Genomic DNA, 21,431 nt, shown 5'->3' on the forward strand with positions numbered 1-21,431 from the left:
TCCGAAATTTTATGAAAAAGAAGATTTATTTAACCGCAATTCTTGCGGTAACGGGGATAGCTTTTCCTTTATTTTCCAGGGCAGACGGACTTGCAACTGATATTCAGGGTTTGCAGGGCACGTTAAACGGAGTTTATAATGATATGCTTCCAATGTGTAGCCAGTTGATCGGTGTAGGCCGGGCAATAGCTGGTTTTGGTGCATTATGGTATATAGGTAGCCGCGTTTGGCGGCAGCTTGCATGTGCCGAACCTATAGATTTTTATCCTTTAATGCGCCCCTTTGCCTTAGGGCTGGCCATTCTTTTATTTCCAACAGTGATTGCCGTTATCAATGGCATCATGCAACCGACAGTTAGCGCGACAGGTGGTATGGTTCAAAATTCGGATAACGCAATTGCTGCGTTATTAAAGGCTAAAGAAGCGGCGGTTGAAAAAACGGGTACTTGGCAAATGTACGTAGGGACTGATGGGGATGGCGACCGTGATAAATGGTATAAATATACTCATCCGGACGATCCAACAGGTTCTAATGAAGGAATGCTTGCCAGTGTTGGCAATGATATGAAATTTGCCATGTCTAAAGCATCATATAATTTTCGCAACACGATCAAAGAATGGATGTCAGAAGTGTTGCAGGTGCTTTACGAAGCTGCCGCTCTATGTATTAATACCATACGAACGTTTTATTTGATCATTCTCGCCATTTTAGGACCTATTGTGTTTGGGCTGGCTGTTTTCGATGGTTTTCAGCATACACTCACGGTATGGTTAGCAAAATATATCAACGTTTTTCTGTGGCTACCCATCGCTAATATTTTCGGTGCAATTATCGGAAAGGTGCAGGAAAATATGCTCAAACTGGATATTTCACAGGTTCAAAATGCAGGTGATACTTTCTTTAGTGCAACAGATACAGCCTACCTTATTTTTTTAATTATTGGTATCATCGGTTATTTCACCGTGCCAAGTGTAGCCAATTATGTAGTTAACGCAGGTGGCGGTAACGGGTTACTGCAAAAGGTAAACAGTATTGTAAGCAGCACCAGTCATTCCGTTGTTAGCGCGGCAAGTGGGGGTGCCGGTATGGCTGCTGATGCTTTTGGTAATCAAAGGGAAAATACCAGCCAAAGTATGGCATCTGGAGCCGTTTCAAAACCATACTTCCAGGATAAAGGCCAGTCGGCAAATAGCTATCAAGCCTCAAAAATTGACCCTCAAAAATCTTAATAAACTCACCTCTTAATCTTAATACTATGTTCGCACACCTCAAAAATATCGAAACAGCCTTTAAGCATATCAAGCTGTTCAGTTATTTGCTCATAGGAGCATGTACCTTAATTTCAGGCTTCGCCCTGTTTAAAAGTTTTCAAGCAGCAGATCTTGCCGGAAGGCACATTTACATATTAGCCAACGGGAAAGCATTAGAGGCTTTTGCGGCAGACCGCAAAGATAATATCCCCGTAGAAGCGCGGGATCATATCAGGATGTTCCATCACTATTTCTTCACCCTTGACCCGGATGAAAAAGTTATTGATGCTAATATCAGCAAAGCCTTATATCTCGCCGATGAAAGTGCTAAAAATCAATACAATGACTTGAAGGAAAAAAGTTATTACAATAATCTGATTTCCGGCAATATCAGCCAGGAGATAACTGTAGATAGCATTCAACTGGATATGAACCAATATCCTTATTATTTCAAATGTTTTGCCACTCAAAAGCTGATCCGCTCCACTTCAACAGTAAACAGGAGCTTAATTACACAGGGATACCTACGCAACGTTACCCGTTCCGATAATAACCCTCATGGCTTTTTGATTTTACATTGGGAAACATTAGCCAACAGGGATACCACTATTCAACACTAAAAAGATGAACTTATTTAAAAACAAGAGATCAAAAGAGGCCAGCGATAAAGTCAATGACCGGTTAGCGGCAGTATTGGCAAACAGGCTTATTAAAGTGCAGTTCCGCGTAGCCCATTACTTGAATGCCTGGTTTAACACCTATTCGGTTAAGCAAAAGAAATGGATACTGATTTTATCAGGATTATTGGTAGCCGGGTTTTTAATAACCGGTGTATTCAGCTCATTTTATAGCATACCGCTTTGGTCGCAGGGTAATTATACATCCGCTCATATCGGCATGGCTTCCGAAATACCCAAGCCAAATCTTAGTAAACATCAATTAATAGATTCTTTAACCATAAAAAAGTAGATCATGGAAACACAACAGGTAAGCGGCCAAACGCCGCAGCACTCGCAGGAGTTTTTAAAAGAACGCAAATTTTTAATGATTGTCCCTTTATTGATCCTGCCGTTCTTAACAATGGGATTTTGGGCTTTAGGAGGTGGTAAACAGGTAAATGGCCAGTTTGACACTTCAACTGCTAAAGGCCTCAATACCTCCCTGCCCCAGGCACAGTTTAAAGACGAGAAAGCTGAAAATAAGATGGGTATCTATCAAGATGCCAAAAGGGATTCAGCAGGATCGGAAAATAGCGGCGTTAATCAAAACTTCGTCCGCTCAATGGGGTTTGATGCCGCCAAAGCCAAACCTATAGATTCGATGGGCAAAGGTAATACAATCAACCCCGGCGACCCACAAAATACGGCAGATGCCAACGAGTTGAAAATTCAAGCCAAACTTGCGCAGATCAACCGCCAAATCAGTCAGCCCGAGACACCGCAATATTCAGGCGGTGGAACACAGGTCCAGCAATCGGGCCCGGATGTAAAAAGGTTGGAAATGATGATGAAAACCATGAACAATGGCGGTAGTGACCCGGAAATGCAGCAACTGAGTCAAATGTTGCAGCAGATCAATGATATTCAAAATCCGGGGAATGGAAATAGCCGCATACGCAGCCAATCCTTAAAAAACCGTCAACGGGCATATCCGGTAATTGCCGCTAAAGAGGATGACGAAGATGATAACGGGGTATCAAACGATCAGCCATCAGTCAGCTATGCTTCTTATGACGGCGGTGGCAAAGGCAAAAAACGACATACCGCAAATACAGGGCAGGCACCGGGCAATACGATTCAGGCAGTAGTACATGAAGATCAGACGTTGGTAAGTGGCGCGGTTGTCAAATTGCGTTTGGTTGACGGTATTTATGTTAATGGCCGGATGATCCCCAAAGGAAGTTTTGTATATGGCACCTGTGCATTGAACAACGAGCGGCTGATCATCAAAATTGCAAGCATCCGCTACTTAAATAATATACTTCCGGTTGCGCTTTCTGTATATGACCTGGACGGCATGGAGGGTTTGTATGTGCCTGGTTCTATTGGTAGAGATGCCGCTAAGAATGGTGTAGGTGATGCTGTCCAATCCGTACAGTTAATGTCAATGGATCAGTCTATGGGCACGCAAGCTGCCGGGGCAGGTATTGAAGCCGCCAAAGGGCTTTTTGGCCATAAGGTAAAACAGATTAAAGTTAAAATTAAGGCAGGTTACGAAGTGTTGCTAAAGGATAGCAACGAAAGGGACAATTAAACACATCATCATGAAAACATTAATCATCATCATATTTCTTGCCACCATAGGGACGGGTTCCTTTGCGCAGGATACAGCATATATCAGCCGGGATAGAACAACGGCATTGTTTTTTAAATCATCGGTTAAGATCATTGGGAAAACACCACCTGATTTTAAAGTCAGGCAGATTGAAAACGGCTTAATAACGCTAAAGGCGATAAATCCTGATTTCAAATCGGTAAAGCTGAATATACAAGATCAAAATACCAATCAGGTTTATCATATACCGGTACAGTATTCCTATGGTCGCGCTGGCCGGAGAATAGAAGTTGCCGGAAGCAGGTCCATTATTACCGTTATCAGAACGCCAGTAACCAACTATTCGGCAATTGGTAACCAGCTTGCATCCGGTAAACGTTCGGATGTGGTTGATCGTAAAAAAATAGGTGGGGTTAAAGCCTGGGTAAATAAGCTTTCCCTTGCAAATAACAAAGTGTTTTTCAGGCTGGATATTCGCAATCGCTCCAATCTGCCTTATGATGTCGATTTCATCCGTTTTTATATCAGAGATTTAAAGACGGTTGCCCGCATGGCAACCCACGAGCAGGAAATAGTCCCACTATATTCTAACCTGAATAAACACACCACCGTATTAAAAAGTAAGGAGATCGCTAAAGTATTTGGTTTCCATCGTTTCTCCCTATCAGAAGATCAGGCATTGAATATTGAACTCTACGAGCGTAACGGCAACCGCCACCTTTACCTTCAAATCAAACAAAAAGACCTTGACGATCTGCAAACCATAAATCCGGCTCCTCAGCAACCGGCAAATACTTTGGTTGCAAGCTTAAATAAAGGGAATTATAAAAGACGGAATTAAAAATAATGCGCCTGATTTGGACGGGGTAATTAACGACAGTGAAGACTATCGATTGGTTACAGGCCGCCTACAACAGGGCTTTGAAAAATTAGCATGGCAGTTGAATGACTTAGGGTTGGATGCGGTACCCTTGATGCCTGAAATATTACATCTTGCAAAAGACGGTAGTAGCCCATTTGAAGTTGAACAGACTTTGCTCTTTGAACAGGATAAATTGGTCATAAAGCTGCATTTTGATAACAATCATTCGACATTAATATTGACAGGCATCGAAGCGTCGATGGGAGGTTTTTCAAGTTTTTTTGATAGCAATATCACCGCTGAAACATGCTATATCAAATTAAAAGATACAGCTAAAAATAATTCATTTAAACACTTAAATAATAATAACATGAACGCGCAAAATTCTGAATTTTTGAAAAAAAGCTTGCTGAACCTGGGGTTTGGCGACAAATTAAATGGTGAACTTGACAAAGAAATGGAGGCGAAAACACCGGAGTTTACGCTGGGTATGCAACATGAGTTTAACCAGAAAACAATTGATTATACCCTTCATTTCAAGGCTGGCGATAACCAGGATATGTATTTCTTCAATAAATACGATGCAACGATCAGTCACAAGGATGATCCGGCCAAAGATGTGAACCAATCATTTTTTATCAATAAAGGTAGCGGTATCACTGCTAAAGAGGCCTTTAATTTAATGGAAGGCAGGGCGGTTCACAAACAACTGTACAACTTGGAAGGGCATAAATACCAGGCCTGGTTACAACTTGATGATAAGAATTTGACCGATAACGGCAATAAGAAGATCAAGCATTACCATGAAAACTATGGCTATGACATAGATAAAGTGATTGCCGGCAAGGGTATAAAGGAGTTGGATGACCCAAAAAGCAAAGAGGAGTTGATGCGTTCCCTTAGAAAAGGTAATGCCCAACAGGTTACTGTTGACCATGATGGCTCCGAGCAAAAGTATTTTATCGCCGCCAATCCGCAATATAAAACAGTGGATCTGTACGACCATCAAATGAAAAAGATCAAAAGGGAAGAAATATTGCAACCGGAACAGAAGGCAACTAAAAGTTTAAAACAACGGGAGCAACCAACGGAGGAGTTGCTAAAAAAAAAGCAGTCGCGTAAAGCGAAACTGAAAGTTTAAGTTTAAAAAAAAGAAACAGGTCAAATTTGGCCTGTTTCTTTTTTTAACTTATCTATGTGAATTTTACTCAAATGGCAATAATAGTATATATAGTAGGTAAATAACCGTCTATGACAAGACCATTGTTATGCCGGATACAATAGCATTAATTTTCATTGGCTGTAATTAAGTTATATTTGATTATCAATCAAACCTATTCGTATGGCCAAATTAGTACAATTAGAAATAAAGAACTATCGGAGCATCGAAAGTCTGGTGTTAAACTTTGACCCGGCATCAAACCTGGTGTGCTTTATAGGTCGTGGTGACAGTGGTAAGACAACGATTTTAGAAGCTATTTCAGCAGTTTTGTCCCCGTCCTGGAACCTGGCCTTTCATGATACAGATTTTTATAATTGCGATTATACCCGGCCTATTGAGATTTTGGCGTCGATGATAGACTTACCAGAGAAACTGGTGGATGCGGGAAAATTCGGTATGCACATCAGGGGCTTTAACTCACAAACGAAAACCATTATTGATGATGTTGCGGGAGACGGGGCCGAACAATGGCCTATACCGCTCATCACCATCAGACTATATGTGGATGAGCATTTAGAGCCAAAGTGGACATTAACCAATGAAAGAGCACAGGAAGATATACTCGTCAGCGCGTCGGAAAGAGAATTGTTAAATTGCTGCTTGATAGCCGACCATGTAGACCGGCATTTCTCCTGGAATAAAGGAAACCCCTTGTATGCTTTACTGAAAGCCCTGGATAAAAAAGATCAGCCTGAAGAAAAAAACGTAGTTATACGCTCACTAAGAGAAGCTAAAAATCATATTGATAAACACGGATTCAGCGAGTTACAAGAGGCTACTGATATTGTTGCCATGCAGGCGGCTGCCTTGGGGCTAAATATTCTGAACAGTGGGAACACACTTGATTTAAAAGAGCTTTCCATTAAGGACGGACGCATCAGCTTACATGAGGATCTGATACCCTTTCGTTTGAAAGGCAAAGGCTCAAAGCGCCTGGTGTCCCTGGCCATACAGTTAGCATTGGTCAAGAACGGGGGAATCATGCTGGTCGATGAGATCGAACAAGGCTTGGAACCTGATCGCATTAGACACCTGGTTCGTGTCTTAAAAGAAAACGCCGGTGGGCAGGTGTTTTTAACTACGCATTCACGTGACGCGATAACTGAACTCGGAGCTGAACCGCTTTGCCTGATCTTAAAGGACAAAGATCCGATGATTATAGAAGGCCGACCATTGAATTATAGCCAAGAGGTGCTCAACAAAGCTGTTCGCGCTTGCCCAGAGGCTTTTTTTGCAAAAAAAGTGATTGTTTGCGAAGGCGCTACGGAGGTTGGAATTTGCCGGGCTTTGGATAAATACCGGAAGAAGAAGGGAAAGAAGCCGATGTCTTTTATGGAATGTGCCTATGTGGACGGCAACGGCCTCAATTCCGCCGACCGTGCATTGACGATTGTAGGAGCCGATATGTCCACCGCCTTACTTTGTGATTCTGACGATGCTGTATTAACCGCACAAAAGCCTGCCCTGCTAAAGCAAAACGTTTTGATATGTGATTGCGAGGCTGCCAATTGCATTGAGACACAGGCGTTTAAAGATTTACCTTGGCAGGGCTTGCAAGATTTGCTTCAATTGGTAATTAAAACGCAAAAAAATCAAACCGAAAGCGCTATTGAAAACGCTGTTAAAGCGCAATTGTCTAAAGAGTTTAAGTATGAAAAGCAATGGCTATCTATTGAGTCAGATGATCTGAGAACCGCATTGGGATATGTAGCTAATAAAAGAGCCTGGTTTAAACGCATTGATTTTGGCGAATTTTTTGGTGATGTAATCTTCAATCATTTTGACCAACTGGATGAAAAAACACATCTAAAAAAAACGCTGGTGACTTTATCTGACTGGATCGATAGCTAATGGGATTACAGGAATTTGTAGATGGAGATAAAACATTTTTGATTGCACCAGCAGGCTATGGAAAGACGCATACCATTGTGGAATGTTTAAAATACACCACTGGTAGGCAACTTATACTTACACATACCCACGCTGGTATAGCATCTATTCGCGAAAAAATAAAAAACAGCCAGGTGCCTAATGATGCGTTTGCCCTGGAGACGATCAGTGGTTTTATTCAGAAATTTGTGCTGGCTTTTTATGTTGGCGATGATTTACCCGAGCAAGATGATGGGAAATCATATCATACTTTTCTTATTGAAAAAGCTATAAAAATCTTTGCCGCGCCGATTGTCCAACGCGTAATCTGCACTACTTATAACGGGCTGTTTGTTGACGAATATCAGGATTGTTCGAAAGCGCAGCACGAAATGATCATGGTACTTGCTGCGGTGCTTCCTACACATATATTAGGAGACCCCTTACAAGGAATTTTTGATTTTAATGGCGCTTCAGTTTCTATGGAAGACGATCTAACGGGATTTACAAAGTTCCCTGACCTGGAAACCCCATACCGCTGGTATAATAGTGGCAATGACGGACTTGGTGATTTGTTAAAAGAAACACGGGCAAGTTTGCTCAATATGCAGCCTATAAATTTAGTAACCAATAAAGCCATCGGGTTATTTGTGATTCCTGTAGCCGCTGGCGGTATAATTAAAGGGGAGCAAACGTATATCACTAACCTAAGTAAGATCATCGTTAACCGAAAGAATAACCCTGATTTTGAAAGCTTATTACTTATCATTCCCGAGTACGGTGAAGCCAACACAAAAGGTATTGTTGTCAGTCAGGGTGACATCAGCCACCGTTCAATGATAAAAAGCCGGATAGATTTTGCCGGAGCATTAACTTTACTGGAAGCGATAGACGACAAAATGTTTTACACACTTGCCCGGAATGCCGATCAATTGATCGCTGGAATGCCTCGTATCCATAAAAAAATAAAAAGGTTGAAAACCGATATTTTAGAAAAGTTCTTTGCGCCTTCAACTTTAGGTCAATGGGTAAAGGAAACGGCTTGGGTTAAGAAAACAAAAGTGACGGATAAGTTGGCATCGGAGAAAATACAAGCCTTGTTTGAAAGTTTTTTTGCAGAACCGAAGCCAAGTACACTATCATCAATATTATTGGAAGTTAAGAAGACCTTAAAAATCAAGAATAAACGTGATGAAGTGTTCAATAGTTTTCGTTCCGCTCTAAAATCCGCGGCAACAGAGAATTGCAGCGTTTACGAGGCCATGAAGGATAATCGAAATATTATCCGCAGAGTTGGTCGTAAGGTGCTGGGGAAATGTATTGGCACTACTTTATTAACTAAAGGCCTTGAGTTCGATACTGTGGTAATCATAGATGCGCACAAATTTACTTGTCCCAAACATCTTTATGTTGCTCTCACGCGTTGTTGTAAAAATTTGATCGTATTCACTGCCAACGACACCTTATCACCATATGGATAATGTTTATTACCGGGTATTCTTAAGACCTATTCCTGATAGTGTACTAATCTATATATGATATAAAAAGTAATTAGTATTTTTAAACCTTATCGTTGTGTTTTACCATAAACCAAGCCGTCTTGATTTTAAATATTGATAGTTCAAAGCTAACTGATTCGCCTTACACGGTTGATCGAAAGAAATCCTTTTTAATCGAAGATAATGAGGCTATCGATCAAATTACGCTCGAACTTAAACATGCCGCTCCTTCATCTTTTCTTATTTCTGGCTATCGGGGGGTGGGTAAAACATCGTTTGTAAATCGTATTGCTGAAAACCTTTCCAGCGAATTTGTTTGCGTTAATATTAACCTGGCTAAGTATGACGGGTATTCAACTTTGATCAAAAAACTGATCCGGGAGTTATATATCCAATTCGAAACATTCAATATTGACAAAACGCTCTCAGACAAAGATCAATTATTGAATACGGAGTTCAAATTACTGTATGACCGCACCTTCAATGATATTGTTAACAGCCATATCGTAAATTCCAAAAAAGAGCGAAAAATAGCAACAGACCTGGACTTAAACTTAAAGAAACTTATTCCCATCATCCTGATATTCGTTTCTGCTACGAACCTGTCCTTTGATTGGCTATCATCTCAAATATTGGGGTATCTTTTTTTTATAGCGTCCTTAATTTGGGCCTGTATAACGAGTTTTAAATTAACCTGGTCTAATGCAAAAAACGATTCTACTACGAATGAACTTTCTCGTAAAAGCTTATACGATGATGGCATTGCTGAACACCATTTATTAAACATCCTTCAAAAACTTCAAAAACAAGGGTTTAAAGTGTTAATCGCTTTTGACGAAATAGATAAAATTCAGGATATACAAGATGTTAAAGGAATAATTAGTGACCTGAAATTTTTATTACTGTCCGGCTATGCCAATTTTTTTGTCATCGCCGGGCAGGCGCTGTATTACGAGTTTGAAAAATCAGGGTATGAAGATGACCAGGTGATCAGCACTCTTTTCTCAAAAAACTTACATGTGCCATTTCTAAAATTTGCTACGCTAAAAAAATATTGCTTCGGTCTTATGTCTGATGAATCACAGAAATCGGATCATCTCGCCAATATTTATTTTGATACTATCATTTCAGCTTCTTCCAGGGTTCCGCGCAAGTTGGTTAATTTAATCAGGGCAAACCTACTGTGGAAAGAAAAGCAAGCTTACTTGAATATAGAGGAAGGTGATGAGCGGCGGTTGCAAAAGGAATCTGAGATGGGTGAATTATTGGCAAAAATCATGGACAGTAAACTACCTGATATTGCCAAGAATAAAGTTCAGCTTGATTTTTTTATTGCTCAAATCTATTTGTGGATAGTTAAAATGAAGGAATATAACGATGGAAGGTTTTTAATGAGCACCATTATGGATATCCCTTCCTACAAAGACAAGTATCCGGAAACCTATATTGCTCAACTTATTCCGCTAAAGGTGTTACTCATCGAAGAAATGCTTGAACAAAATATCATACAGGAAAAGCGTTCCGATGACCATGAAGTTGAAAGTTCGTATTCCTGGACGCCGGATACTATTGAAAGTTCATCTGAATCCGGTGAAGACGGATTACCGGGTCATGACGATCCTGATCAGGGCGGCCCTGACGATAGCACCAACGGCCGACCAATCGCGCCTTCGTTTGTGACAGACTTTGCTGAATTTGAAGCGTTTTTAAGGGAGATATATATTGAGTTCGTCCCTGAAGACACTAAACGAAAACACGCATTCCCGCAGTTGGTCAACCGTTTAATTGACATCGGAATTCTTACAAAAACTTGGTACAGCTCAACCAAAATCAAGGAGCTGATAGCTACAAAGAATAAAGTTGTTCATGGCGAAGCTGTAGGGCCCGAAGACCTCAATGTTATTCAAGCGTCTGTATTTACGCTAAGCAGGCTAAAATCTGAGGTGATCGAAGATTTAACTTTTTATGTCTCACAACGATATTTACAGTCTTTTAACGTTGCCAGGAATAAAGGTGGCTACGACTTTACCGCAACCAGGGACAATGATGTCATTCTTTTTGAAGTCAAGTATATTCAGGCGGGGCAGCCTGATACCAGGAGTATAAATGAAATATTTGATAAGTATAGTAATTATGCTCTTGGAAGCTCATTAGATATTTATTATGTCTTATTCTTCTTTCAGCCTAATAGAAGGAAATCATTTGATGATTTTTATATCAAATTCAACGACACGCTTAACGCAGAGCACCCGGAATTAAAAGCCAAATTAAATGTCTTCTATATATCTGAGAACAACGATAAGGGTTTAAAAAACACGATTGAAGATTATTTAAAAGAAGTTCTCGTCAAAATCGGCCCTCGCCAAAATCAGCCAATGTCCTATTTTAATGAATTCGAATTGGAAACAACGGAATCAACGATCAAAGAAAAAAGCCTGAAAGATTGGCCTGACAATTATGAAATGCAGGCGAGTGTGATTCAAAACCAGCAAAAAGCTTTGGAATCGTTAAAACGCCTTGACGCAAATGGATTGGGTGAAGATATTTTTAAGGTGATCAAAGAAAAGGCAAAGACGGAGTGGCCGAATGACTTCGAAATGCAATTGAATACTTTTCAAACCCAAACACAAGCATCGCAAACCTTAAGCGAGTTGAAGCCTGATAATTTATCGGAGGCACAATTCAGCACCATCATGAAAAATGCTAAAACTTCCTGGCCTGATAATTATGAAATGCAGCTCCATGAATTTGAAACTCAAAAAGAATCAGTGGTAGCTTTAGCGGGGCCTAAACCAGATGACATTACGGAGGAAGAATTTAAGAGAATTAGTGATAAAGCCCGCAGAGAATATCCGCACAATTATGAAATGCAGTTACACGAAAGAAAAAATCAAATCGAGGGTTTAAGAAAATTAAAATAATGAATCGGTAGAATACCATAATTAGCTTTAACTTCATTCATTATAATTTAACAATGTTTCTTTTATCTCTTTTTGCAAAGCAGTCGCTACATCACACTGATTTGCATAATCCGGCCATAATTTAAGGATACTTTCGATATGCCTGATGATCTCATCGGGTTTTTTTATGGTCATTTGTTTGGCCACTTCCAGTAGGTCTTTCCGGTTTAAGCCCTGTCTTTTTCCGTTAACACTTAATGATTGCTTTTTACATCATTAATAGATAAATAAGCACTTAATGATGGATATTTTAAGCATTAATATTTTCTGATTCGTTTTTATGCTGTCCCTACGGCCAGGCTATACGCTATATCTTTCTCTGAAAGGATGCCGCTGTTATCCTTGACAGGGGATTTTAAAAAGTTGCCTGCTTAAAAATCCTGCTACTGCATTTTCGCTGCGCTGCAAAAGCATCCGCTTTATTAAACTGCCGGAAGATGCAATTAAGAGCATCATTCAGGACTGCACTTGTTTACCCGCTCCATTGCATTGCGCCGGGAAAAGCGCGCTTGCCTTCTCTCTGCACTTAATTTATTGCTAAAAGATCAGACACTTTAAGTAGCTATTTTCCAATCGAAACGGAGAAAAAGGCAGCTAAGGTTTTGCCCGCATCACCTGAAGACTTCCAAAATATCCGCAAAAGACTACGGCATAATGAATTAGCTCGTCCCTCGCCAATTCACCCTGCGGGACTTATTCCGTTTCCTTTTGCCTGCTGCGGGCACCTTTTAATTGCTTTCTTTTTTTCCGTTTTTTCTTTTGAAAAATAGCTTTTTAGGAAAGTCTTCGGGAAAAGAGGGAAATAAAAAAACAAATTTTTTAACCCTTTAAAAGCAGTAAAAAAATGAAAACAGCAGAAAAAAATGCAACCGCAGTACAAGGTACAGCAGCAAAAAACAACCAAACAGCAAACCGAATTGAAAACCGCCCAAGCTTAACCCAAAAGGAAGCCAAAGAAGATGAAAACGTTAAAAATCAAGCACCTGCCCAAACTCCGCAAGTTGAGGCAACCCACAACGCCGAAATTAAGACCGATAGCCCCGCTACAGTGGATAACAAATCCGCTCACATTGACGGGCAACCCGAAAAGCCCGAATTGAAAGAAGAACCAAAGGCAGAGGCGGTAAAGGTGGCAGAACCAACAGCGGAAGTAAAGCCCGTAAAATTCGCTTTGAACTTAGAAAGCACCTTAAAGGTAGTGGATGATTTACACCGCAGGAGCATCCAACGGGTAAACCTGATTGCCCGTATCAACCAGTTAACAGCCTTTGAGGTGGCGTTAGCGCAGGAAAATGACGAGTTGGAAGATAACCCGTATCAGGGTTGTAAACTCATTATTAAAGATGATAAGAACCGGGAATTTATTACCACAACACCGGGCTTGATACGTTTGGTATCTCAATACATTTTCGATGCTTGCAGCGACAAACTGGCGGAAATTGAAGCCAATATCGTTTTTCCTAATGCCTAATCAATCTAATGCACCCTCCGTTAGCCAACGGACGGGGGCATTTTTAAATTTCACCTTAAAAGTTAATCCGATGTACGAGCAATTTATAGAGTTAACCAACCAAATATTTTGGGAAGGTTACGCAGAGCAATTAGCACAGGAAAACCCGGTAAGGTTTCAATTCGAGTTAAACGATTTTATAAACACCTATCAAAATTAAGGCGATGGAAGATAAAATCTTTTTGCTACTAAAAATAACCATCAAAACCACGCATAAGGATATACATGAGGCGATACAGGAACTGCAAACGAAAACGCAATTAACGGTAAGCAGTACCAAAAATGTCAAGGTTTTGAAAACAGAGATCATGCAGTTAAAAACTAAAACGCTTTAAATTAAAATTATCATGGCACATCAAATAAATTTCAATCAGAAAACAGGCAAAAACAGCTTTATGAGCGTGAAAGAAAAAGCTTGGCACAACCTCGGGCAGGTCATAGACCGTTACCCGACCAGTAGCGAAGCGATACAACACGCCGGACTGGATTATATCGTTGAAAAACGCCCTTTGTTTACTTACGATACGGCAAACCATATCGGCAAAACAGCAGATAGTATAATTATCCCTGAAATAGCAGTACCTAATTTCTTTGCGACCGTTAGGGCCGACACAGAACAGGTTTTGGGCGTAGTAGGCAATGATTATGAAGTTGTACAAAACAGGGATGCCTTTTCTTTTTTTGATGCTATCGTAGGCGGTGGCGAGGGTATTTTATACGAAACAGCCGGGGCTTTAGGCAATGGCGAACGGGTATTTATAACCGCTAAACTACCCGATTATATCAAAGTAGGCAGAAAGGATATGATCGAGCAATACCTGTTTTTAACCACCTCACATGATGGTTTAGGGAGCATTACAGCCGCTTTTACCCCCATAAGGATAGTTTGCAACAACACGCTAAACGCTGCCATGCAGAGCAATAGCAACGCCATTAAAATACGGCATACGGCATCCGCAGGGGAGCGTTTAAAACAGGCGCATACTCTTATGGGGATCAGCCACGTTTTAGCGGGTGAAATGGAGGGCTTATTTAACGAATGGGCAAAGGCGCGTATCACCGATACCGAAGTGAAAAAATTAATACAGATTGCAATGGCACCTAATAAGGAAGTGCTGACCAACTTAGCCGAAGGTAAATTAGACCTGTTATCTACCCATTATACCAACATCGTAGATAATGTGTATGAATACGCTTTGGCAAGCCATACCCAGCAATTAGAAACTACAGCCGGAACGGTGTTTGGTGCTTACAATGCGGTAACGGGCTATTTTCAAAATGTGCGGACTTTTAAAAGTGATGAAGCAAAGTTTAAATCTATTATGGATGGAACTGCCAAGCAACGGGCGCAAACTACTTTTAACCTTTGTAGCGATTTTGTACAGCACGGAGGCGAGGCGCTGATTTATAATTGACAACCAAGGGGGAGCGATCCCCCTTTAATTTTTATAGCATGAGTATTTTAGCGGATAAAACAGATTTTAAGGTTTTGAAAATTATATCAAAATGCCTTAAACAGCTTGAGGAGATTAACATTTTAAACTTGAATGTCACTAAAGTTGATGATTTTGAAATTAGCCTTGCGACAAATATGCTAAAGAGCGTAATAGATAATAACGAGCAGGTGATAATTATAAACCCCGTTACATAGGTCATTTTTCTATAAACCTACCACAGAGGGGAGTAATCCCCCTTATTTTGAAAATTGCCCGGCGGCGGGCTACGCCCGCCCGGAAGAACACCCCCTGTTTTCCTATTATTTGATGATCTTTGGTGAAAACAGGGGGTGCTTTTAAAATACTGAAAGATGCTCAGACTGCTTTAATAAGGCAAAAATGGCATCTATAGAATTTATTAAATATTTAGAGAATGGTTATACAGTTCCATAGATTCCGAGGAGGACAATATATATAAGAAACTATAATGAAACTAAAATACTTATCGTAAATTCTCTACTTGAAAAGATATATTTGTTCCTATCTTAAACAAACCTAAGTTCACTATAGCTACAACGCGTATTTAATGACACTCCAGGAATTTTTTGCCACATACACTCTGACTACGGGACAAAGTTCTCTCGTAGATGAGTTGGATATATTTCTTACTGATAGCTCGACATGTTTTTTGCTAAAGGGGTATGCTGGAACAGGAAAAACTTTCTTGATGAAAGGACTTTCGGACTTTCTAACTTTTAATAAAAGAAGTTTCAGAATTGCCGCACCAACAGGCAGAGCAGCGAAGGTTATTTCACAAAAGACAAAGCACAAAGCATACACAATTCATAAAACGATTTATTCAAGCAAGGACATAAAGGAATTTAAAGTAAAAGACGAAGAAGGAACGGAAACATTTAAATTCTATTACGACTTAAAAAATAACGGAGACCCATCAAATACAGTTTATATAATAGACGAATCTTCAATGCTTTCAAACGCTTATTCTGAGGGTGAATTTTTCAGATTTGGCACTGGATACTTATTGAAAGATTTAATTATGTATATAAATGCTGATAACAATGACCATCACAAAAAAATCATCTTCATAGGCGACGACGCGCAGTTACCACCTGTTAATATGAACTTTTCGCCTGCGCTCGATAGCAAATATTTGAGAGAAAATTGCGACATCCAATCAAAAGAGTTTGAACTTACAGATGTTGTTAGGCAAAAAGCAAATAGCGGAATACTTTTTAACGCAACAAAAATCCGTCAATCATTAAAGGCAAATCTATTCAATCAACTGGACATTGAAACAAAATTTGAGGATATAAATCAGACAAAACAAGAAGATTTGCTTTCAAAATATTTATTGGCGTGCAATAATATTATTGATGACGAAACTATAATTATAGCTCATTCCAACTCATCGGTCAAAGAATATAACGATTTTGTTAGAAACCATTTTTTCCCAAATCAACAATTTCTAACTGTAGGCGATAAAGTGATTTTAGTTAGCAATAATTACAATCAAAAAATAGAATTGCTCAATGGCGATTTTGGATTTGTACAACAAGTGGCCCCAATAAATGAACGCAGAGTAATAAAATTAAAAAGGAAAAATAAAGATGGAAAATTAGTTGAAATTGAGGTTCAATTGAACTTTCGTAATACGATTATTGCTTTTACCGACGACCAGCAAAATAAGCAAAGCATTGAATGCAAAATCATCGAAAACCTACTCTATTCAAATAATCGAGACTTAAGCTCAGATGAACGCAAAGCCATTTATATTGATTTCAAAATTCGCAATGCTAAACTGAGTGCAGGAAGCAAAGAGTTTAAGGACAGCTTAAGGGCTGATCCCTATTTTAATGCTTTGCAAATTAAATTTGGTTATGCTGTTACCTGTCACAAAGCACAAGGCGGAGAATGGAAAAATACTTTTTTGAATTGCAAAACATCAATGGGGTATTTTAATTCGAGTTATTTCCGTTGGCTTTACACAGGCATAACAAGAGCAACGGAAAATCTGTTTACTATTAACGAACCACATTTTCAAATTGATAGCAATCTTCAACCGCCAAGAATTGAAAACATTTTACCAAGACAGGATTTGCTTATTTTGAAAAGTGAAATATTGGAAATGGAAATCCCTTTTATCTTTCCGACTGAAATCCCATTTCTGAAAAATATTTTTTTTGCAATCAGTGATCTCTTGAAAGATGCAAACTTGAAAATAAACACAATTAAGCATACAAGTTTTTTGGAACATTATACATTTTCCCAAGGTAATGAGGCAGTAGTTTTTAAAATTCATTTTAACAACCAAAATAAGGTTTCAAGAATTGAGAAGCCTTCAAACGCGACAGTATTTATTGAAATGATCAATTCCGCATTAATACAACTTGAAAATAAAACTATCGTTTTATATGAAGAAACAGTACCTGAATTGACAAGCGACACCCATTTTGAATTTGACAAACCGTTTTTGAAAGAGTTTTATGAGAGTGTGAAAATTAAAATTGAATCTTCAAAATTTGTGATAAAAAGTATAGAGCATAAGTCTTACTGCGAAATTTATGAATTCAAAAAAAACGGATTAAACGCTACTTATAAATTTTGGTATGACGGGAAGAATGTCTTTAAGAAAACGGAAATCATCCCAACAAGAACTACAGGTTTAACTGATGAAATTAATGAACTTCTAAAAAACAGTCATTAATGGATTCTAAAAGGGTATTTGATCTTAGAAATGAAGCGAAAAATTTAGAAGGCATTTCAAAACTTAATAAATTAACTGAGGCTTTAAATATTGCACAAAGATTGTTTTCAATTGAACCTTACGATGAATGGATTCAAAAGGCATTTGCTTATACGCTAATTGATTTAAGTAAATATTACATCTCAAATAAAAATGTCAGTCAAGCCGGTATTTATTATAACCAACTTCTCTCAATTAATTTTCAGGAAGAAGATACCATCATAGAAAGCCAAAAGAATTTTCTCCGGCCTAAAATTGATGTTAATTATTCTGAAGTTCAGAAAGCAGAAGAATTTAGCAAAATCGGAAATCATCAAGATGCTTTAAATATTTTCAAAAATTTTATTGCTGAAAATCGTCTTGCTGAATTACATCACGAAGCATATGGTTGGATTATCTACAGATATATTAAAGACAAGGAAGCCGAACTAACTTCAACTCAGGTTAGAACTCTTTTAAAAGATTATATGAATCTGAAGAATGAAAGACCATCAATGCTTCATTCGATGATATTAAACTTTGGATTGCATTATTCAAAAGATCATTCGGATTTCAATCTTTATAATTTTTTCAAATTATGGAATCCTTCAAATTTAAGAAGTGAAGATAAAGAGAAGCAACATTTCAATGGCAAAGAAATTCCATCAATAACTGCAAGGGTTTTCAGAGAGTTTACGGATAAGGATTTAGCTATAGATATTGATTATCTTATTGAAAATGTTAATTTAAAATCATGGAATAGTAGCGTTTCTCCTACTCGACAGGTATTAGATTTGTTGAGAGAGCCATTTTTTTGGAGATTATTTACTGTTCATAAGGAAAATAAACAACCTGAACTATGGGTTCTTTTCAACAAATACAATCAGACCTTTTCAAAATATGAAAAATCAAAATGGCATTCCGAAGTTTTGAATATCGCTGAACGTTACATGCAAGAAACCGAAGAATGGAGGTTTTTAGAATTTTTCAAAAATTGGAATCCTGAAAACCTTCTTGATGAAGACTGGAAGGAAGTTAAGAAAGATGAAAATACTTACAAGCCACTGGCTATTAAATGCTTAAAAAAAGCATTCGATATTATCAAAACACAAAGCAAAGAATTTAATGAAAGCTGGTTACTGCCCATCTATTCTAAGGCAGTTAAGCTGTTCCCCAATGACGAATGGCTATTAAGGGAAAATGCTTTATTGCTCATTAAAAACAATGAACTTGAATCAGCAATCGAAATTTATAGAAAACTCATTTTAGAGTTAGGCGACAAATCCTATATCTGGAATGAATTCTCTTCTTGTTTCGCTACTAATAGGGACTTAAAAATTGGAATGCTTGCAAAAGCTATCCAACTTGAAAAAAATGAAGATTTTCTTGGCGATATCCATTTAGAATTAGCTAAGGCTCTTTGTGATGATGGCCTGATAGAAAATTGTCTTGTTGAACTAAATTCTTACAAACGCCACAGAGAACTAAAAGGTTGGAGACTGTCAGAATTGTTTAATGAAATTTCAGATAAAACAAAAAATCAGAATACGACTTTAAAGGACAACAGAAGTGTTTATGAAAAATATGTTCCTATTGCCGAACAATATTCATATAAAGAAATTGAATGGACAGAGGCAGTATTGGTTGATAAATGGAAAAATGACGAAGACAAAGAAAGAATCGCTTTTACAAACGGTAAAACGATAGACTTTTCAATTGGAAGCAGAAGGTTTAGCTTATTAAAGCAATCGTCAGTCGGTAACGTATATAAATTCAAGTTACACAAGCAAGAAATTAAAAAAGAGGTTGAAGCCAAATTTGCCTGGTTGGCAAAAACGACCATCACAGAGTATAAATTCATCCCATTAATTGTTGAGAAGACAGACAAAAGCGACTGGTCAATTCTTGATGATGTTTATGCGACAATAGATTACATTAATGCCGAAAAGAAGGTGATTCACGCTATAACTGCTGATAACAAAGAAGTTTTTTTTTCTCAAGGTAAAATTCTCTATCAGGTTGGCGATTTTATAAAAGCAAAACTTTTTACTAAAAGAATAAAGTGGATATACCGCTGATATTGACCACCCAATTCCGGCGGAATGTGACCAGTGATTCCGCGTCAAATTGACCACCCCATTCCGGGCCAAACTGACCAGGCATTCCGGGCCAAATTGACCACCCCGAACGAGCAGCTAATGCTGTAGAAGCACCCATCTTTACGAGGTTTAACATAACCTCCAAAAGCATGGCCAACACTACGATTAGTATGAGTAAGATTAGAAAGATTTTAAGGATGTACAGCAATGGGCGCAGTATCATGTCGATAGCTGCCCAGGCGGATGCATCCCGGAATACTGTAAAAAAGTACCTGGCCTCGTTTAAAGATAGTGGCTTTACGTTCGAGGAGGTAGATGCGCTGAACGATAAGGAACTGGAGGACTTCTTCGGAAAAAGCAGGGAGATGCCTCCTACAAGCCGTATGCAGTCCATGCTGCGGTGCTTTCCACATGTTGACAAAGAGCTCAAACGCACCGGCGTAAACCGCCATATCTTATGGGCGGAATATTATAGAGAGTTCCCTGACGGCTACCAGTACAGCCAGTTCTGCTTCTATTATAACCAGTGGAAGAACCGGGTCAACCCGACCATGCACATGGATCACAAAGCCGGCGATAAGTTGTATGTGGACTTTGCAGGGCAAAAGCTCAGCATTACCGATAAGGATACCGGCGAGATCATTACCGTTGAGGTATTTGTAGCTATCCTTGGGGCCAGCCAGCTTACTTATGTGGAAGCGGTGGGCAGCCAGCAAAAGGAAGACTTTATTACGGCCTGTGAGAATACCCTGCATTATATCGGTGGCGTGCCTGATGCGATCGTACCTGATAACCTGAAAGCAGCGGTGACCAAAAGCAGTCGCTATGAACCAACCCTTAATGAATCATTCGCTGACTTCGCTGATCATTATGGCACTACCATTCTACCAGCTCGGGCGTTCCGCCCTCGTGATAAAGCCCTGGTCGAAGGAGCGGTTAAGATCATGTATACCCGGATCTATGCTCCTTTAAGGAAAGGGATCTACCACTCGTTAAAGGAATTGAATGAGGCGATCAGGCAAGTGCTCGAAGAACACAACAACAGGTTCTTACAGGGCCGGAACTACAGCCGCAGGCAACAGTTTGATGAGATAGAGCGCGAAGCGCTTATGCCATTACCAGTGTTGCGTTATGAGCTTAAAAAGCAGTTCCATGCCACCGTGATGAAGAACGGGTATGTATGCCTTGGGCCTGATAAGCATTATTATAGTGTTCCTTACCGGTTTATCGGCAGGAAGATCAAACTACTTTATTCCAGTTCTTCTGTAGAGGCCTTTTATCATTATGAGCGTATCGCCATGCATAAACGTACAAGAGGACTATACCTTTATACGACCGAAAAAGACCATCTGGCTTCTACGCACCAGTTCGTTGCTGACTGGTCACAGGACAAGTTCCTGGGCTGGGCCTCTTCCATCCATGAGGATGTCAGGCTTTACATCCATAATATATTCGACCGCAAACAACACCCGGAGCAAGCTTATAAGTCCTGCCTGGGTATCCTTGGCTTCTCCCGCAAAGTAGGTAACGAACGCCTGATCCTGGCATGCAGGCGGGGCCTGCACTATGGCGTTTATAACTACAAGACCATTCACATGATCCTGGAAAAGAAAATGGATCAGTATGAAGAAAGCATATTCGCTGATGAGCTACCTATGCCCAGCCATGATAATATCAGAGGAGAAGACTATTACAAATAACTTTTAA

The 21,431-nt window shown here is 39.3% G+C and carries 18 protein-coding genes; 17 read left to right on the forward strand and 1 reads right to left on the reverse strand.

What is annotated here, in order from left to right:
- Window positions 1–11 precede the first annotated feature (11 nt).
- The 9 genes from traJ (at window position 12) to RHM67_RS08705 (ending at window position 11,897) form a co-directional block, all read left to right on the forward strand.
- On the forward strand, window positions 12–1,229 hold the full coding sequence (traJ, locus tag RHM67_RS08665) for a conjugative transposon protein TraJ (RefSeq protein ID WP_322231732.1): 1,218 nt from the start codon (window positions 12–14) through the stop codon (window positions 1,227–1,229).
- Between the two features lie 26 nt (window positions 1,230–1,255).
- On the forward strand, window positions 1,256–1,870 hold the full coding sequence (gene traK, locus RHM67_RS08670) for a conjugative transposon protein TraK (RefSeq protein ID WP_322231733.1): 615 nt from the start codon (window positions 1,256–1,258) through the stop codon (window positions 1,868–1,870).
- A 4-nt stretch (window positions 1,871–1,874) separates the two neighbouring features.
- On the forward strand, window positions 1,875–2,219 hold the full coding sequence (locus RHM67_RS08675) for a hypothetical protein (RefSeq protein WP_322231734.1): 345 nt from the start codon (window positions 1,875–1,877) through the stop codon (window positions 2,217–2,219).
- A gap of 3 nt (window positions 2,220–2,222) precedes the next feature.
- Complete coding sequence (gene traM, locus RHM67_RS08680) at window positions 2,223–3,503, forward strand: conjugative transposon protein TraM (RefSeq protein WP_322231735.1); 1,281 nt, start codon at window positions 2,223–2,225, stop codon at window positions 3,501–3,503.
- A gap of 10 nt (window positions 3,504–3,513) precedes the next feature.
- Window positions 3,514–4,365 (forward strand): DUF4138 domain-containing protein, encoded by an 852-nt coding sequence (locus tag RHM67_RS08685; RefSeq protein WP_322231736.1) that lies wholly within the window; start codon window positions 3,514–3,516, stop codon window positions 4,363–4,365.
- A 16-nt stretch (window positions 4,366–4,381) separates the two neighbouring features.
- A complete protein-coding gene (locus RHM67_RS08690) occupies window positions 4,382–5,527 on the forward strand; it encodes a hypothetical protein (RefSeq protein ID WP_322231737.1) in 1,146 nt (381 codons plus the stop codon).
- Between the two features lie 201 nt (window positions 5,528–5,728).
- On the forward strand, window positions 5,729–7,459 hold the full coding sequence (locus tag RHM67_RS08695) for an ATP-dependent nuclease (RefSeq protein WP_322231738.1): 1,731 nt from the start codon (window positions 5,729–5,731) through the stop codon (window positions 7,457–7,459).
- On the forward strand, window positions 7,459–8,958 hold the full coding sequence (locus RHM67_RS08700; RefSeq protein ID WP_322231739.1) for a UvrD-helicase domain-containing protein: 1,500 nt from the start codon (window positions 7,459–7,461) through the stop codon (window positions 8,956–8,958). The genes RHM67_RS08695 and RHM67_RS08700 overlap by 1 nt, the downstream gene beginning before the upstream one ends.
- 92 nt (window positions 8,959–9,050) lie before the next feature.
- Complete coding sequence (locus tag RHM67_RS08705; RefSeq protein ID WP_322231740.1) at window positions 9,051–11,897, forward strand: ATP-binding protein; 2,847 nt, start codon at window positions 9,051–9,053, stop codon at window positions 11,895–11,897.
- 33 nt (window positions 11,898–11,930) lie between these two features.
- Here RHM67_RS08705 and RHM67_RS08710 read toward each other — a convergent pair whose 3' ends face one another.
- Window positions 11,931–12,071 carry a hypothetical protein gene (locus RHM67_RS08710; RefSeq protein ID WP_322231741.1) on the reverse strand — a complete coding sequence of 47 codons (141 nt, stop codon included), beginning with the start codon at window positions 12,069–12,071 and terminating at the stop codon, window positions 11,931–11,933.
- A 709-nt stretch (window positions 12,072–12,780) separates the two neighbouring features.
- Between RHM67_RS08710 and RHM67_RS08715 the strand changes: the two genes are divergently transcribed.
- From RHM67_RS08715 to istA, 8 genes are all read left to right on the forward strand, one after another.
- Window positions 12,781–13,407: a hypothetical protein gene (locus RHM67_RS08715; protein ID WP_322231742.1), complete on the forward strand. Its 627-nt coding sequence runs from the start codon at window positions 12,781–12,783 to the stop codon at window positions 13,405–13,407.
- Window positions 13,408–13,477: 70 nt separating this feature from the next.
- The gene (locus RHM67_RS08720; protein ID WP_256474505.1) at window positions 13,478–13,606 is read left to right on the forward strand and encodes a hypothetical protein; all 129 of its coding nucleotides are present in this window, start codon (window positions 13,478–13,480) and stop codon (window positions 13,604–13,606) included.
- 4 nt (window positions 13,607–13,610) lie between these two features.
- Window positions 13,611–13,781 carry a hypothetical protein gene (locus tag RHM67_RS08725; protein WP_322231743.1) on the forward strand — a complete coding sequence of 57 codons (171 nt, stop codon included), beginning with the start codon at window positions 13,611–13,613 and terminating at the stop codon, window positions 13,779–13,781.
- 12 nt (window positions 13,782–13,793) lie between these two features.
- Entirely contained in the window at window positions 13,794–14,861 is a 1,068-nt protein-coding gene (locus RHM67_RS08730) for a DUF932 domain-containing protein (RefSeq protein ID WP_322231745.1), read from the forward strand.
- 38 nt (window positions 14,862–14,899) lie between these two features.
- Complete coding sequence (locus RHM67_RS08735) at window positions 14,900–15,097, forward strand: hypothetical protein (RefSeq protein WP_322231747.1); 198 nt, start codon at window positions 14,900–14,902, stop codon at window positions 15,095–15,097.
- A 371-nt stretch (window positions 15,098–15,468) separates the two neighbouring features.
- Window positions 15,469–17,607: an ATP-dependent DNA helicase gene (locus RHM67_RS08740; RefSeq protein ID WP_322231748.1), complete on the forward strand. Its 2,139-nt coding sequence runs from the start codon at window positions 15,469–15,471 to the stop codon at window positions 17,605–17,607.
- Window positions 17,607–19,703 (forward strand): DUF7017 domain-containing protein, encoded by a 2,097-nt coding sequence (locus tag RHM67_RS08745; RefSeq protein WP_322231750.1) that lies wholly within the window; start codon window positions 17,607–17,609, stop codon window positions 19,701–19,703. Before RHM67_RS08740 ends, RHM67_RS08745 begins: the two co-directional genes overlap by 1 nt.
- 191 nt (window positions 19,704–19,894) lie before the next feature.
- Entirely contained in the window at window positions 19,895–21,424 is a 1,530-nt protein-coding gene (gene istA / locus RHM67_RS08750) for an IS21 family transposase (RefSeq protein ID WP_322231709.1), read from the forward strand.
- Window positions 21,425–21,431: the final 7 nt, after the last annotated feature.

It is taken from the genome of Mucilaginibacter sp. 5C4 (assembly GCF_034345625.1).
In the GTDB taxonomy this organism is placed as follows: Bacteria; Bacteroidota; Bacteroidia; order Sphingobacteriales; family Sphingobacteriaceae; genus Mucilaginibacter; species Mucilaginibacter aurantiaciroseus.